The 14,742-nt window shown below is 47.5% G+C and carries 12 protein-coding genes; 5 read left to right on the top strand and 7 right to left on the bottom strand.

Annotation, left to right across the window (positions count from 1 at the left end; translation table 11 throughout):
• Positions 1-8: 8 nt before the first annotated feature.
• Together SATMO3_RS29170 and SATMO3_RS29165 are read left to right on the top strand one after the other, a co-directional pair.
• Positions 9-164 (top strand): hypothetical protein, encoded by a 156-nt coding sequence (locus SATMO3_RS29170; protein ID WP_371374754.1) that lies wholly within the window; start codon positions 9-11, stop codon positions 162-164.
• A 174-nt stretch (positions 165-338) separates the two neighbouring features.
• The gene (locus SATMO3_RS29165; protein WP_371374752.1) at positions 339-599 is read left to right on the top strand and encodes a hypothetical protein; all 261 of its coding nucleotides are present in this window, start codon (positions 339-341) and stop codon (positions 597-599) included.
• A 26-nt stretch (positions 600-625) separates the two neighbouring features.
• On the opposite strand, the gene SATMO3_RS29160 is transcribed toward SATMO3_RS29165, so the two are convergent.
• The 7 genes from SATMO3_RS29160 to pruA form a co-directional block, all read right to left on the bottom strand.
• Positions 626-1,225, bottom strand: coding sequence for a TetR/AcrR family transcriptional regulator (locus SATMO3_RS29160; protein WP_371374749.1), 600 nt, complete (start codon positions 1,223-1,225; stop codon positions 626-628).
• Between the two features lie 131 nt (positions 1,226-1,356).
• Positions 1,357-2,445 (bottom strand): ABC transporter substrate-binding protein, encoded by a 1,089-nt coding sequence (locus tag SATMO3_RS29155; RefSeq protein ID WP_371374747.1) that lies wholly within the window; start codon positions 2,443-2,445, stop codon positions 1,357-1,359.
• Entirely contained in the window at positions 2,354-3,130 is a 777-nt protein-coding gene (locus SATMO3_RS29150) for an ABC transporter ATP-binding protein (protein WP_371374744.1), read from the bottom strand. Before SATMO3_RS29150 ends, SATMO3_RS29155 begins: the two co-directional genes overlap by 92 nt.
• Positions 3,131-3,141: 11 nt before the next feature.
• Positions 3,142-4,239 carry a FecCD family ABC transporter permease gene (locus tag SATMO3_RS29145; RefSeq protein WP_371374742.1) on the bottom strand — a complete coding sequence of 366 codons (1,098 nt, stop codon included), beginning with the start codon at positions 4,237-4,239 and terminating at the stop codon, positions 3,142-3,144.
• A 39-nt stretch (positions 4,240-4,278) separates the two neighbouring features.
• Positions 4,279-6,006 carry an ABC transporter ATP-binding protein gene (locus tag SATMO3_RS29140; protein ID WP_371374739.1) on the bottom strand — a complete coding sequence of 576 codons (1,728 nt, stop codon included), beginning with the start codon at positions 6,004-6,006 and terminating at the stop codon, positions 4,279-4,281.
• A 160-nt stretch (positions 6,007-6,166) separates the two neighbouring features.
• Positions 6,167-8,089 carry a TonB-dependent receptor plug domain-containing protein gene (locus SATMO3_RS29135; RefSeq protein ID WP_371374736.1) on the bottom strand — a complete coding sequence of 641 codons (1,923 nt, stop codon included), beginning with the start codon at positions 8,087-8,089 and terminating at the stop codon, positions 6,167-6,169.
• Positions 8,090-8,553: 464 nt separating this feature from the next.
• Positions 8,554-10,185, bottom strand: a complete 1,632-nt coding sequence (gene pruA / locus SATMO3_RS29130) for an L-glutamate gamma-semialdehyde dehydrogenase (RefSeq protein WP_371374733.1) — start codon at positions 10,183-10,185, stop codon at positions 8,554-8,556.
• Between the two features lie 406 nt (positions 10,186-10,591).
• Between pruA and SATMO3_RS29125 the strand changes: the two genes are divergently transcribed.
• From SATMO3_RS29125 to SATMO3_RS29115, 3 genes are all read left to right on the top strand, one after another.
• A complete protein-coding gene (locus SATMO3_RS29125) occupies positions 10,592-12,022 on the top strand; it encodes a sigma-54 interaction domain-containing protein (RefSeq protein ID WP_371374730.1) in 1,431 nt (476 codons plus the stop codon).
• A gap of 378 nt (positions 12,023-12,400) precedes the next feature.
• Positions 12,401-13,603: an amidohydrolase family protein gene (locus SATMO3_RS29120; protein ID WP_371374727.1), complete on the top strand. Its 1,203-nt coding sequence runs from the start codon at positions 12,401-12,403 to the stop codon at positions 13,601-13,603.
• 21 nt (positions 13,604-13,624) lie between these two features.
• The gene (locus SATMO3_RS29115) at positions 13,625-14,689 is read left to right on the top strand and encodes a M24 family metallopeptidase (RefSeq protein WP_371374724.1); all 1,065 of its coding nucleotides are present in this window, start codon (positions 13,625-13,627) and stop codon (positions 14,687-14,689) included.
• Positions 14,690-14,742 lie beyond the last annotated feature (53 nt).

The raw sequence follows: 14,742 nt of genomic DNA, 5'->3' as shown, positions 1-14,742 counted from the left end.
TGTTAAAAATGTACTGGATGCTCATGCGACCGGTGATCGGCTGGGGTGCTTTCCTGTTAGTCCATGCCATTGGAATTCCTCTTGTTTATAGTCTGGGTAAAGCGGTGGGGAAAGAACAAGCTGAGCCGGCCTATGCCGGTGAGCGCGGCTGCGACGATATGTAGCGGTTATTTGATTTGTCCGGATTGGTTTGACGATTTACAACACAGCGTAGCAGCAGCCTGCACTCTATTTAGAGAGTGCAGGCTGCTTTTTTTACAAAAAGAATTTATTTTATGCTCATTCGCCGATAGTGCTTCATATAATAGGGGTAATAGAATCCGAGGAGGGGTCGTACGGTGCTAAAACCGGATTTCCAGGACCTTTTAGTGAACTTTATTTATATTAATCTGCCCGCTCTCATGAACCCGGAAAGCACGGTTGTAATTGTTGACGTGCCTACGGAGACGGCGCCCAGCACAACCACAATTGAGTTTACACCTGAAGTTTTAGCAGCGCTTAAGACCTATGTCTTCAATAATTTTGATGCTTTGGGGCTGCCTCCTGATATTCAGACAATAGTAAGTCAGTTTTTTGCTATAAACAACTCGATAAGTTAGCAAAATACATCACGTATTTCAGGACTTTAGCAATTTTGCGCTTCTTCCAAGTGAATACAGCCGGGAGGGGCGCCGAATAACGTTTCGATGAGCTTGGCCGCAATAATTCGCTTATTATTTATAACTTCCGGGTTTGATTCGTGACCGAATTCCGTGGGAGAACTTGCCTCCAGCAGGGCGGCCATAATCCCGGCAAAGAATGCGAGTGATTCTTCAATATGCCGGACGTGAAGCACACCCTCCTGATTGCCCTGTTCCAGAATACCGGTAAAGAGCGGTGCGGCTATCAGTTGCATCTGCCGCCAGAGCCTGTTGATTAATTCTCCTTGCTTTTCTTTATATAACATTCTGGCAATCAGGCCTGACTCATCATATTGGCACAACCCGTAAAAATTATTGATGAGCAATTGCAGTCGTTTCAACACCGGGATATCTTTCAGATGAGCAGACTGAGCCCTGCCCAGCATAGTCCTGACATGACGGGCAAAGATGGCTTCCATTACGGCTTCTTTTGATGAAAAATAGTAGTAAAATGTGCCCTGGGCCACATTGACTTTTTTCACAATGTCCTGAATGGTTGTTTTTTCATAGCCGGTAGTCAGAAATAATTCTAAGGCGGTATCCATTAATTCGGCCTGGCGAACTTCAGGATCCTTTGTGATTCTGGGAATAGGAAACACCTCACTTCAGTACTGACTGACGTCAGTTTAAATTGTAAAGTAAAATTATACTACTGTCAATGAGGGTTTGGGCAACGTTAGTTAACCGCTTCCGGATATAACCGGCGGGCAATTTTTTCGACTGCGTCAACTGTACGGACACCGCCATTGTTTACCGTAAAAAAAGGTAAGTTGATTATACTGCCGCTTAAAATGGCGCGCATATTTGTCAGCTCATCCAGTTGCCGCAGGTGGGCTACCGCTTCGGCATCGGTGAGTTCTTCGGTACTGCTTTTGCTAAAAGAGACAAATATTATAAAATCCGGATCATAGGCCAGTACTGTTTCTGCGCCGGCAGCTGAAAGGACGTTATCGGCGATATGTTTTCCGCCGGCAAGTGTAATCATAGTACTGATAAGGTAGCTGTTGTCATAGAGAATAAACTGGCCGTTGCCCTGATCCTGCAGGACCATGACGGTTTTCTTGCCGGCAATGCCCCGAACAGACTGCTCAACCCGGGCAATCCGGGCCTGATAGTCCTTTATCAGCCTGGTAGTTTTGTCTTCTACTGCAAAAATCCTGCCGATATCCGCCAGCAGGGAGTAGACGGTATTATCAAGAGTTGGTTTGGTCTTCACAAGGGAACTGGGCATGATAAATGTTGCAATACCCCGTTCATGCCAGGTTCTTACATCCCCCAGGGAGCCGTCACTAAAATGATGAGCCCAGCCGATAATCATATCAGGCTGCATTTTCAATAGTTCCTCCGGTGTCGGCGCATATCTGGCCGGCATGATGGCAAGCCTGGAATATTTTTCGGCCACTGTCCTGAGGGGAGGTCCATACGGCGCTACGGTTGCCAGCACATGATTCTCAAGCCCGAGTTCCAGCAGCAGTTCGGTTGCACCAGGGTGAGTGATTGTCACCCGCAACGGTGAGCGGTAGTAGGTATAGGTCAGCGGATTTTCTGCCGTGTCATAATTGGTAATGGTTACTGGGAAAGCCGCGGAATGGGCCGCGGTAGCGGCCGGTGGCGGTGCACTTGGCTGGCCGCAGCCGGCCAGAGCCAGGGAAAAAATAAACAGGAAAAGAATGCTAAGCATACCGGCAGGCTGGATAATAAGAAATGGACAGGCAGCCGGTAGCCGCATTTTTCTGTATGGCGCAATCAATCTCATATACTTCATGAATCAGCTCCGGGGTTATAATTTTGTTAGGTTGTCCGCAGGCCACGATTTTTCCGTCTTTCATTACATAGAGCTTGTCGCAGTACATGGCAGCCAGGCTGAGATCATGCAGTGCAGCCAGTACGCCGATACCCAGGGACTTTACGATGGAGAGCAGCTGAAGCTGGTATTTAATATCCAGATGATTTGTCGGCTCATCCAAAATTAGCAACCGCGGCTGCTGGGCCAGCGCCCTGGCCAGAAGAATACGCTGCTTCTCGCCGCCGGAAAGTGTGGTAAAATTGCGATCTGTATAGTTCTCCATCCCTACTTTGCGAATGGCGCTTAGGGCCAGTTCATAATCCTCGGCAGTATCTGCCGCCAGCAGACTTTTATGCGGCGACCGTCCCATCAGGACCAGTTCCAGGACGGTAAGATCAAAATCTAAATGGTTAAACTGGCCAACCACGCCCACTTTTTTGGCAGAATCGGAAAGCCGGATATCTTTTAGATCCTTGCCGTCGAAAAGGATGGCGCCGGTGTTCGGTTTAATGACCCGGTAAATAGTGCGCAGCAGTGTGGACTTACCGCAGCCGTTAGGGCCGATGAGACCGATGAACTCGCCTTTGCCGGACTCCAGGGAGATTTCCCGGATAATATCTTTGTTACCCAGGGTTACCTTGATTTTCTGTACTGACAGGTGCATAACCAACCCTCCTATTTACTGGTAAAGCCGAATGAGCTTTTGCAAAGAATATACAAAAAGAAAGGGGCGCCGCTGAGGGCTGTGATAATACCAATCGGCAACTCCCCGCTTGCTAACACAGACCGGGCCAGAACATCGGCCCAGGTCAGAAACAAAGCGCCGACCAGTATGGAGGCCGGGAGCAAGCGGCGGTGGTCTGAGCCGACAAAACCACGGACAATATGTGGAATAATCAGGCCTACGAACCCGATTACCCCGCAGGCAGCCACAATCAGGCCGGTTATCAGGGCGGTTACTATCAAATTTCTCCGGCGAACTTTAGCTAAATCAATACCTAAGGTGGTGGCGGCCTCTTCGCCGAGCAGCAAGATATTGAGCTGGCGGGAATGAATCAGAAAAAAGAAGCAGCCTAAAACTACGCCAAGCGCCGGCAAGGCAAGGCCGCTCCATTTAGCCGCCGCCAGGGAGCCCATCGTCCAGAATGTAACTGTGCGGATGCCTTCGGCATTACCAGCAAGGTAAATAATGCAGCTGGCGAGAGCGCTAAACAGGGCGCTGGCGATTGTGCCCGCCAAAATCATTTTAACAGTGGACAACCGGCCGCCAATACCTGCCAATGCCAGGACCAGCAAGCAGGCGGCCAGTGCGCCGACAAACGCCCAGAAGGCTGTTCCCAGGCCGGCAAACGCTCCCGCTCCGGTAAGCAGTATGGAAAATGTGGCGCCTAACGAGGCTCCGGCCGCAATACCCAGGATATAAGGATCGGCCAGCGGATTTTGCACAGAGGCCTGCATGACTGTGCCGCAGGCCGCCAGTCCAGCGCCGGCAATAACAGCCAGCAAAACACGCGGCAGGCGAATTTTCCAGATAATATCCGTATGGATGGCTGAGATTGGTCCGAGAATATCATTACCAGTCAGATGAAACAGCTTATATAACAAAATCCGGCAGGCTTCTTCAGGCACAATCTTTACAGTTCCTAAACAAACTGCCATTACAATAGTCAGTGCTAAGCCCATAGTTAAGCCTGTCAGCAGCAGGATAAAGCTTTCCTTTCGGCGCGTAAAGGTATGTTGCGAAAAAACATATTGTCTATTTATATGCATCATGTCCGGTATGAATCTCCTATCGGGAATTTTACTCAAAGATTAGGTTATTTGCGAGGTGCATAAACGGGCATACAGGCCACCGGCGGCCAGCAGTTCGTCGTGATCTCCCTGCTCAACAATGGCGGCATTATCGAGAACGATGATCTTGTCGGCCCGGCGAACGGTAGACAGGCGATGGGCAATAACCACCAAGGTACGGTTACCTGCTAGCTGTTGAATCGCCTGCTGGATTTTGTTTTCCGCCTCCAGATCGACAGCCGCGGTGGCTTCATCCAGAATAAGAACCGGTGAGTTCCTAAGCAGTGCCCTGGCAATGGCCAGACGCTGTTTCTGACCGCCGGATAACAGGACGCCCCGCTCACCAACCAGTGAGTCATAGCCTTGCGGCAGGGAGGAAATAAAATCATGGATGTAAGCTTGTCTGGCCGCCTCAATAATTTCTCCCCTGGTTGCCGTATGTTTTCCATAAGCAATATTTGCGGCAATAGAGTCATTAAATAAGAAGACATCCTGCGGAACGACACTGATTTGGTTGCGCAGCGCCGCGAGCGAAATATCGCGTATATCCGTTCCGTCTAACAATACCTGGCCGGACTGCGGGTCATAAAGACGGGTCATCAGCGCTGCTATGGTTGTTTTGCCGACACCGGTCGGGCCGACGAAGGCCACCATATTTCCGGCTGGTATATCAAAAGTAATATTGTCTAACACCGGTGAATCCTGGTCATAGCGGAAGTCTACTTCTTTGAAGGTCAGATGGCCTTTGCTGGCCGCCAGGTTAATAGCATTCGGCTGGTCTTTAATATCGGGTTCGGCATCCAGCAGGGCAAATACACGTTCTGCGCCGGCTACCGCCTGCAACAGGCTGTCAACTGAGGCAACCAGCGTGGCGATAGGGGCGTAAAATAGACTGAGGTATAGCAGAAACCGGACAATATCCCCGACACTTAAAATGCCGTCCAGAGCCATGACGCCGCCAAAGCCGACAACAATGACAGTTCCCATTGATAAAATGCTTTCCACAGTAGGGTGATAGACGCCGCCTAGCCAAACCACCTTCATGACGGCATCACGCCAACGGTAGGTTTGACTGCTAAACAGCTCGGAAGCAGAGGCTTGCCGGCCAAAAAGCTGAATTTCCTTTAGGCCGGACAGATTATCCTGCAGTGCGGCGGTCATATCGCCCAGACAGGCCTGATGCTGCCTGTAAGCGGGATAAATTCTTCTGGTATAGTATAGGCTGAACATTACCATAAAAGGGACTGGCACAAAGGTAAGCAAGGCCAGCCAGGGATTGATAAACAGCAGCAGGAGCGCAACCCCGGCGACGATCAGGATGCTGCTTAATATATTAGGAATGGCGTGAGCGATGAGTAATTCAAACTGGGCTGTATCATTGACAACCTGGCTCATGATTTGGCCGGTTTGTTTGTCCCTGTAGAATTTGAGTGATAAATTTTGTATATGGTTATAGACCTTAACCCGCATTTCAGCGACAATATTCCAGGCTGCGTAATGAGCCCAGTAGTCACTGGCCAGACGGAATACGGCCCTTAGCAGGTAGGTGCCTAAAAGCAGAAAGGCAAGCTGCTGTACGCGGGGAATATCGGTTTTGCTGAAATTGCCTGTCAGCAGGTCTACCAGCTGACTGATCAGACCGGGCCCAATGAGGTTTATCGCCGTATAGGCGACAATGGCGGCAACGGCGCCGGCCAGTCGCCAATAGTATTTTTTTGCTTCAGAAAGCAACCGGATAATACAGTTCATAAGGTGTTTTCTCCTCTAAATTGTGAGGTTCGCCAGGCATTTCTAATTGGCGGAAGAATACAGGGCAGTGTGGCTTAACGGCGTAGCTGGCCTGCTGCTATTGCCAGCAGGCAGGAGAAAAGGAGATTGTCTTGACGGGCAATCTCCTTTGGCTGCCGGGTTAGAATTTTTGCTCAAGCCCCAGGTAGAAACTTCGGGATGGCATGGGGAATTCACCGGTAGTGGTGCTCCAGGTGCTGCCTGTTGTCTCATAGGCTTCGTTAGTGAGGTTGTAGCATTTCAGGAAGGCGCGGGTATGATCATTCATTTTATAGTTCAGCACCATATCGAGGGCGGTATAGGCCTTGCCGGTGAACTTGGTGAGGTCCCGGCCGGTGGCCCTGCGCAGCGTGAGGATGCTGTTCCATTTATCCTGGTCGTATTCGATATTCAGACGGTAGCTGTTAGGCTGACTGTTGCGGGGATCGTCCGAATACTGGGTTGCGGTATCTGATTTGGATTGAATGTTCACATAGGAGTAACCGCCGGAAACGCTCCACTGCGGTGATAATTGACGGGTAAGGCTGATATCCACGCCCCGGCGCTTTTCGTTGTCGACATTGGTATACTTGGTATACTCGGTGCCGTTGCCTTCCCAGTCCTTCCATGCCCAGTCTATAGCATCCTTAATGTGACTGCGATAGGCGCTGGCTTGCAGCTTGGTTCCATTGCCAAGCTCGGTATTTATGCCAATGGTTATGGTATTGCCGGTTTCCGGACTAAGGTCGGGATTGCCTTTCCAAAAGATAGTATTGCTATACATTTGCGCAAGGGTTGGGTTCTTGACATATTGGCCCCAGGAGGCATAAACATTGGTTGTCGCGTTAATTTCGCGATTGGCGCTTAGACGTGTGGTGAAGTGGCCGCCGGCCTCACTATGGTGGTTATAGCGCGTTCCTAAAGAAAGTGTCCAGTCGCTGGGAAGCTTCCACCGGTCTTCCACAAAAATTGCACCGGTAGTAAAGGCTTTGTCAATGGAAACATGGTCCTCAAGCTTTTCTTGCCGCCATTCAGTGCCGCCTACCAGGGTGTGATTTTCACCTAGTTTCCAGTTTTGCTGCCAGTCTACGCCGGTAGCTGCGAGATCATAGGTAGCGGAGAGGGATTTATAATGTGTAGTTTCAAAACGGTTATGATAAACACGCAGGGAATTGTTGAGGCCGGCATCTTTACCCCATTGATAGGTCAGCGCAATATTGTTATCTTTATTAATCCGGTATCCGCCGGGATATACGCTGGTGCCGTCCTCTTTCAGATAGCCGGCGAAGCCTGATTCATCCTCTGTATGTTCCAACTGCAAAGTGAGCGAACGGCCGCCGGTCAGTTCCTTATCCAGGCGTAAGGTCATAAATTGTTGATCTTGCTGGGTATCGGCATGAGTTTTGGTTTGACCGGTTTTGGGGTCTTTATACTCAAAATTGTCCTGTTTTTTCTTCTCATAGGTGAACAGGTAGCTAATATCATCGGCTTTACCTTGGCTCGTGAGGCCATACCGCTCGAAGCCCCAACTGCCGAATTCGGAAGTAACGGCAGTCTGGCTGGAAGTGGCTTTGCGGGTAATGATATTGATAACCCCGCCCACAGCATCACTCCCGTAGAGCGAGGAGGCCGGGCCATGGACAACCTCGATGCGTTCAATATTGTCCACCGGGATCAGATCCAATGTTTTTCCCGCATGATCACTGCCGCTGACTACCAGGTGGCTCCAGTTCATCCGCCGGCCGTCAACTAAAATCAGCACCCGGTCATCCCCATTAAGGAGTGGCACGGTGGCGCCGCGGTTCTGCTCTAAAGTGACGTTGCTCTTCCTTAAAATTTCCGGTACGCTGGTAAAGCCGCCTTTTTCAATTTCTGCCCGGGTAATTACTTCGACATTGGCTGCTATTTCGGTTCGCTTGACCGGCACCCGGTTAGCTGTAACCACATATTCGTCTAATGCATATTCCTGCACGTCCGCCTCTTCTGCCCAGGATGCCTGCGGAATAGAGAGCAGCACGGCGCTGCTTATCAGGGAACATAAAAGTTGTTTTTTTGTTTTATTCACAAGATCTCCCCACATTTTCTATAGCAGTAAGCTACATATTATTAATATATTGACTGATAACAGTCAGTTTAATGCCAGAATATACCATGACTATGTAAATACATACTCCTTTCTTATATTTTGCCATACCGGTACAAAACCTAATGACTGACACCAGTCAATTCAAAATTGAATCAATACCGAAATTGAAAATCATTATCAATGTGATTATAACTGTACCACTGACTGTAGTCAATACCCTAATTATAATATAATACTTTTTTTATAATTAAGAGTAAAAAATAAAGGAAAATTCCCCCTTTCCGTTATTATGAGGCTGAAGTAGCCGCTTTGGATCAATAAATGTGACCTGTATTTCCGAATCTGTAAACGGTAAATAAGTGTTTAATATATATGGATCGTAAAGAAAAACCCGCTTCCTGCCATATGGCTTGAAGCGGGTTTTTCTTTACGTTAAATTAAGTTTATTTCTCAACCATGTAAGGATAGTTCATAACTGTCCGGGGGACCAAAGTCTCTTTAATAGCGCGTTGGTTCATCCAGCGGTATAGGTTGATAGCGCTACCGGCTTTATCGTTTGTGCCCGAAGCACGGCTGCCGCCGAAAGGCTGCTGTCCGACAACGGCTCCGGTTGGTTTGTCGTTGATATAGAAGTTGCCTGCGGCATGATCCAGAGCCTTGGCTAGTTTAATAATGGCGGCTCTGTCCTGGGCAAACACAGCACCTGTCAGGCCATAAACGGTGGCCGTATCGCATGCCTGCAATGCTTCATCCAGTTTGTTATCCGGATATACATAAACAGTCAGGACTGGTCCGAAAATTTCTTCCACCATGGTTTTAAAATCAGGTGTTTTAGCTAAAATTACGGTAGGTTCCACAAAGTAGCCTACGCTGTCATCGCATTTGCCGCCAATGATGATCTCGGCGTCTTTGGATTCACGGGCGTACTCAATGTAATTTTTAATATTATCGAATGATTTACGGTCAATAACCGCGTTCATCAGATTGGTAAAGTCACAGACATCACCCATTTTAATCTGGCTGATTTCCGCTTCCAGGCGTCCTTTAACTTCTCCCCAGATACTTTCCGGAATATAGGCACGGGAAGCGGCGGAGCATTTTTGCCCCTGGAATTCGAAAGCGCCAAGCACCATTGCGCAAGTGAGGGCTTCGACATCTGCCGACTCGTGTGCAAAGATAAAGTCCTTGCCACCTGTTTCGCCGACAAGGCGAGGATAGGTAACGTACTTAGCGATGTTCTGACCAACCTGATTCCAAATGTCATTGAAGACGCCGGTAGAGCCGGTGAAATGGAAGCCTGCCATCTTGGGATGGCTGACTACGATTTTGCCAAAGTCTACGCCGCGGCATGGTACAAAGTTGATTACACCGGCCGGTAAGCCTGCTTCCAGCAGAATTTCCATGAAATAGTAATTGGAAAGTACGGCTGTTGACGACGGTTTCCACAGGACGGTATTGCCGCACATAGCCGGAGCTGTACACAGGTTGCCACCGATGGATGTAAAGTTAAAGGGGGTAATGGCAGCTACAAAACCGTCAAGGGCGCGGTACTCCACCCGGTTCCAGACCCCGTCGGTGCTGAGCGGCTGCTGCTTGTATATTTCTTGCACGAAATGCGCATTAAAGCGGAGAAAATCCGCCATTTCGCAGATAACATCGATTTCCGACTGGTAAGGGTTTTTGCTTTGTCCCAGCATGCAGGCTGCCGATACTTTAGCCCGGTATTTTCCTGTCAGTAAATCGGCGGCTTTTAAAAAGATGGTGGCGCGATGCTCCCAGGGCATGCTTTCCCATTCGGCTCTGGCGCCTTCGGCGGCTTCAATTGCCATTAGCAGTTCTTTTTCACCGGCTACATAGTATTCACCCAGTACTTTTTGGTGGTCATGCGGGCAGGTGATTTTTGTTTTCTGTTCGGAGAGAACTTTTTTACCGCCAATAATAAGCGGTAGTTCAACCGGATTAGCTAACTGTCTTTCCAGTTCTGCCTTTAAAGCGGCTTTCTCGGGTGAGCCTGGAAGGTAACCCTTTACAGGTTCGTTTACTGGTGGTTTAACTTGAAAAAAACCATTGTTCATATCAATAATCTCCTCTATATGTTTTTTAATACTCATCTTTAATTGTTAGTATAAATAAAAAATAAGCATTAGACAAACAAGGAATACTTTACTTGTACATCAGTAAAATTGATGAAAGATATTCTTCTTAGGCTGGTTCTGAATATGCCGTAAGCGCTGCAGAAAATATTGGCTTATGGTATATTAATATGTAGAGTCAGTTACTCTAAGTCTTCTTATAGCTTCTGACATTCGGTAGAAGCTTCATGATAATCTCTACAATGATAAATATTTTATCCAGTAAAATCAGAATATTTAATGTAAGGCTTCAAAATATTTGATGTTTCAGAATGTGGTATTTCTGCAGGATTTCGCTTTTCGATGGTAAATAGTTATAGGGCATTTATGTATAAGAGAGGTGAAGCTATTGGACTACAAATTCCTTTTAGAATCAATTTTGATGAATTTGGATGAAGGAATTTTAGTGGTAGATAGAAATGCTAATGTTACTTTTTATAATGAACCGGCAACCAATATAGCAGGCATTACTCAGGAAAAGGCTATTGGAAAAAACATACTAGAAATCTTCCCTGATCTAACGCCTGAAAGCAGTACCTTCTACCAGGTATTGCGCAATAAACAGCCGATTGTTGATTATGTTCAAACATATATGAATTATCAGGGTAAGAAAGTATCTACGGTGACGTCGACGATACCGCTCATCGCACAAGGGGAGGTTGTCGGTGCCCTTGAAATCTATCGGGACTTAACGCAGGTGAAAGAGCTATCAGAGAAAGTCTTGAATTTACAATCAGAATTATTTAAGAAAAAGAGTAATGAGAAGTCTTACAGCAGTAATGGTGTTGTATATACTTTTGATGACATTATTGGTGAAAGTATAGCGATAAAGAAAATAAAAGAACAGGCAAAAAAAATAGCTGATAGTATTTCACCGGTATTGGTGTATGGTGAAACCGGGACTGGCAAAGAAGTTTTAGTTCAGGCCATCCATAGTGCAAGCAAGGCCCGGCAGAATAAACCTTTTATAGCTCAAAACTGTGCGGCATTGCCAAATACACTGCTGGATAGTATATTGTTTGGTACGACAGCCGGAAGTTTTACAGGCGCAAAGGATAGACCGGGACTATTTGAACTTGCTGACAGGGGAACCCTCTTTTTAGATGAAGTTAACTCCATGGATATAGAATTGCAGGGGAAGCTGTTGCGTGTTCTGCAGGATGGCATTGTCCGCAGGGTTGGCGGGACCAGCACAGTGCATGTCGATGTTAGAATTATAGCCAGCACCAATGAGCACCCTGCCTACATCGTAGAAAAGAAGATTTTACGTAAGGATTTATATTACCGGTTAAATGTTATATCTTTGAGTATTCCTCCACTTAGGGAAAGAAAAGAGGATATCTCCCCGCTCACCCAATACTTCATTACTATGTATAATAACAAAGTAAACAAGCGTGTTGCGGGGATTGCACCGGATGCCTTGCTGGCATTACAATCCTATCATTGGCCGGGGAATGTCAGAGAGTTGAAATATACCATCGAAAGTATTATGAACTTTGTTGAGGGCTATACTATTGAGATATATGATATCCCGCCTCATATCATTCATTCTGTAGAGGCAGGCGGAGCAAGACCGGAAGAACTGCCGGAAGATATCCCGGTTACTTCACTGGCGGACAGTCTTAAAGAGTATGAAAAGAAGTTAATTCAAAAGGCTATCAAACAAGCCAATGGCAATGGCGCCAAAGCTGCAAGAGCATTAAACGTTCCCCGTCAGACGCTGCATAATAAAATTAAAAAATATAATATTGATTGGGAAATAATAATAAATAATATTTAACAGCAAAAAAAATTAGTGTAAAACGTCTCATAAATAATACAATGTCACAAGATATTGTATTATTTATGGGACGTTTTTAATTTTTCCGTCTAAATTAACATTGCGGTAGTGCCGATATCAGTTTTCCTTCAGGCAGAAAGTATAAAATTCCGCTGGATAAGGGCAACAGCAGCTTGGGCTTTTGCCATAGAAGCTGTAAAGCTCCTGGTTTCTTTAAAATTAAACGAATCTTGGAAAGATTATTGCAATATATAACCGCAGTAAGAGTCACAGTGAGTAAAAAGATAAATAAAGTGGCATTGTTGGCGTGAGCCGTTTCGGCTTAACAGCCCAAGCGGCTTTTTAATAAAAATTCAGGCTGAAAGGGGAATAGTCAATGTGATTATTGCAGCGCAAAATCTGGTTACCGGCGATGGCGCCACTTTGCTGAAGGATGGGGCGATTGTCGTAGACAAGGGGATAATTTGCGAGGTAGGTCTTGGCCGGGAAATCATGTCCCGCTATCCTGATGAAAGCGTAGTTGATTATGGCAAAGCCACAATTCTTCCGGGATTGTTTGATATGCATGTGCACCTGGGCTATTATTACAGCCAACCTGACTTGGATAATTATGATGATTTTCTTATTGCTTATTACGCGGCCAAGCAGGCTGAGACTGCCTTTACGCAGGGGATAACAACCATCCGGGATCTTAGCTCGCCCCACAATCTATGTAAGCAGTTGCGGTTGGCAGGGGAAAAGGGCTATGTCACCATACCACGGCTTATTCATACCGATGCCGGCATTTGTATGACTGGCGGACATGGCCATACTGACGGGATTGAACAAGTAGATGGGGTGGATAATATCCGGGCCGCCATTCGCCGTCAGCATCGGGACGGCGCCGATTGGATTAAGCTTTTGACCAGTCACCGCTCCGATATCCCGGAATTTACGCAGGAAGAACTGAATGCGGCTGTGGATGAATGTCACCGCCGGAACATCAGAACAGCCGTTCACGCCGGCACCCAGCCGTCGATTGAGATGTGCATCAACGCCGGTTTTGACACCATTGAACATGGCACGTTTATGACAGTGGCGCAGGCCGAAAAAATGGTTGAAAATGGTCAGGCGTGGACACCAACCATCACCGCCTATACGTATCTGTATGAATATTGCCGGAAACTGCAGGCAGAAGGCGGCGATCTTTCCAATCCGGTAGCCGCTGCGGCAGCTCGCGATTGTGCTTATTTTGAGCCAGCCGCCCGGGCTTACAGGGACAATTTTAAACGGCTTTATGCTACCGGTGTTACCGTGCTGGCCGGGAGCGATATGGTTCTTTACGGTGCGCCGCCAATGCCCATTAACCGGGAACTGGGCTATATGGTGGAATACGGTATTACGCCGCTGGAGGCAATTCGCACAGCCACCGTAAACCCTGCCCGGGTGCTTGGGTTGGCGGCAGTTACCGGTCAATTGGCTATAGGTTTGACAGCCGATGTTCTGGTTGTCGGGGGGGATGCTGCCACGGACATCGCTGCGCTCAATGACGTCAAATGCGTCTATTTTGGCGGTAAAATGGTTTATCAGAGCCGGCAGTAATACCGAAAAGCAGGAGGAACTATGGAGAAAAAGCTGATTGCATATATGGAAAAAGCAGGACTGGACGGTTTTTTTGTTGCAGCCAAAGAGAATGTTCGCTATATCAGCGGCTTTACGGGAGGTGATTCTTATCTGCTGATTACAAAGGAAAAGTACTATTTTATTACTGATCCCCGCTACACAGAGCAGGCCGGAAACGAGTGTCCGGCATATGAAATTTATGTTTGGCGGACAGCGGGCAAGACCATAGGCGATGCCGTCGGTTGTCTGGCGAAAAAACACAATCTTAAGTATATCGGTTTTGAAGGTAGTGCAATAAGTTACCACCAGCACAAGAATTTCAGCGCGAGCGTTCAGGCTGAACTGGTTTCGACCATTGACGTTATTGAAAAAATGCGCGCCATTAAGACCGGCCGGGAAATTGAATGTCTTCGGGCCTCCTGTGAAATTTCCTGCCGGGCATTTTCCAGAATTATTCAGGATATTCGGGTGGGGGTTACCGAGAAAGAGCTTGCTGCCAAGCTGTCCTTGTATATGGTTTTGGAGGGAGCTGATACTCAGCCCTATGGCAATATTTTGATATCCGGAGCCAGAACCTCCCTGCTGCATGGCATTCCCTCCGGCAAAGCGGTGGAGTATGGTGACCTGGTATTAATGGATTTTGGTTGTCAGTTTAACGGTTACATGTCCGATATGACCAGGACTGTGGTTGTAGGTAAGCCCAGCGCTAAACAGCGGGAAATCTACGCCTTGGAAAAGCGGATGCTTGAAGATGCACTGGACGTCATGAAAGCCGGTGTACTGCTTTGCGACGTCTATCAAGAATCCATCAGGGCCATTGAAGGCACCGGTTTTTATGATTACCATTACACCGGGATCGGGCATGGGATTGGCCTTGCCGTGCATGAAATTCCTTTTATGGGACCGAACAGTGAACAGGTCTTGGAAGCGGGCAATGTCCGCACCATTGAACCGGGTATTTATATTCCCAACTGGGGCGGCATTCGGATTGAAGATCAGATTCTTATTACTGACGACGGGTATGAAAATCTGATCAATACCACTCATGACCTGATTGAACTGTAACTTGTACAGGTTTGGCAATCATTTGCTTGCAACAACAGGCGATTAGAAGTTTC

Source organism: Sporomusa aerivorans (assembly GCF_041428895.1).
Classification (GTDB): Bacteria; Bacillota; Negativicutes; order Sporomusales; family Sporomusaceae; genus Sporomusa; species Sporomusa aerivorans.
Note: the sequence above shows the minus strand (reverse complement) of the source record. Positions and strands in the feature narration are given on the sequence as shown.

Excerpts from the sequence above, each read along its gene's own strand:
- SATMO3_RS29170 (WP_371374754.1), top strand. The coding sequence starts at position 9 with ATGTACTGGATGCTCATGCGACCGGTGATCGGCTGGGGTGCTTTCCTG.
- SATMO3_RS29160 (WP_371374749.1), bottom strand. The coding sequence starts at position 1,225 with ATGGATACCGCCTTAGAATTATTTCTGACTACCGGCTATGAAAAAACA.
- SATMO3_RS29155 (WP_371374747.1), bottom strand. The coding sequence starts at position 2,445 with ATGAAGTATATGAGATTGATTGCGCCATACAGAAAAATGCGGCTACCG.
- SATMO3_RS29150 (WP_371374744.1), bottom strand. The coding sequence starts at position 3,130 with ATGCACCTGTCAGTACAGAAAATCAAGGTAACCCTGGGTAACAAAGAT.
- SATMO3_RS29145 (WP_371374742.1), bottom strand. The coding sequence starts at position 4,239 with ATGATGCATATAAATAGACAATATGTTTTTTCGCAACATACCTTTACG.
- SATMO3_RS29140 (WP_371374739.1), bottom strand. The coding sequence starts at position 6,006 with ATGAACTGTATTATCCGGTTGCTTTCTGAAGCAAAAAAATACTATTGG.
- pruA (WP_371374733.1), bottom strand. The coding sequence starts at position 10,185 with ATGAACAATGGTTTTTTTCAAGTTAAACCACCAGTAAACGAACCTGTA.
- SATMO3_RS29115 (WP_371374724.1), top strand. The coding sequence starts at position 13,625 with ATGGAGAAAAAGCTGATTGCATATATGGAAAAAGCAGGACTGGACGGT.